We start from the raw sequence: 862 nt of genomic DNA, 5'->3' as shown, positions 1-862 counted from the left end.
GAAGCGCAATATGATGCGACAGCCTCCAGTCCTACTGAATGGGTGTTCGCGTACGAGGTGCAGTCCGGCGATCTGGACGGCGACGGCCTAGCATTCGCCGGGAGCACGCCGCTGGAGCTGAACGGCGCAACGATTCAGGATGCGGCAGGCAATGCGGCGGACTTGAGCGTTGCGACATTGCCGGACATAAGCGGCATCAAGGTGGATGCGGCGGCTCCGGCCATGACTAGCGTGACGATCGCGCCGGGCACCTACTTGGCCGGGGATACGTTAAGCTTGACGGTGAACTACGATGAACCGGTCATCGTAACAGGCGGCGTACCCAAGCTGCCGCTGACGATAGGCAGCCAGACGGTTGAAGCGGCGTATGCTTCGGGAACGGGAAGCGCAGCGCTTGTCTTCGCGTATACGCTGGAGGCGAATCTGGAGGATGCCGACGGCATCCAGTTGGCCGCGGCGGTGCTGCCGGGAACGGCGGAAGTGAAGGATGCCGCAGGCAACGAGGCTTCTTATGCGGTATCGACGCCGCTGCATCTGACGGATGTGCTGGTGGATACCGTCGTGCCAAGCGTGCAGACGGTTGCCATGATAGACGGCGTATACCGGACGGGCAATGAGCTGGCGATCACGGTCACCTATAGTGAAGCGGTGGAAGTGGATACAGTGAACGGCAGCCCGTTCATTGCATTCCATATTGGCGGTACCGGCTACCAGGCATCCTATGCTTCCGGCAGCGGCACCCCTGTGCTGAAGTTTCTGTACACCGTTGCTGCGAATGACGGGAACGGGGAATCTCTCGATCTCAGCGGGGCAGCAGCCATCGAGCTGAACGGCGGAACGCTGAAGGATGCCAGCGGTAATA

General features: G+C 60.9%; 1 protein-coding gene. It reads left to right on the top strand.

Translation table 11 applies throughout. The features are described from left to right. A partial coding sequence (locus tag ACFQ2I_RS19470; RefSeq protein ID WP_377567207.1) for a hypothetical protein occupies positions 1-862 on the top strand: 862 nt, incomplete at both ends.

The sequence above is a fragment of the Paenibacillus chungangensis genome (assembly GCF_042675905.1).
GTDB classification, from domain to species: Bacteria; Bacillota; Bacilli; order Paenibacillales; family Paenibacillaceae; genus Pristimantibacillus; species Pristimantibacillus chungangensis.
The sequence above is the reverse complement of the archived record's forward strand: the minus strand, read 5'-3'. Positions and strand labels throughout refer to the sequence as shown.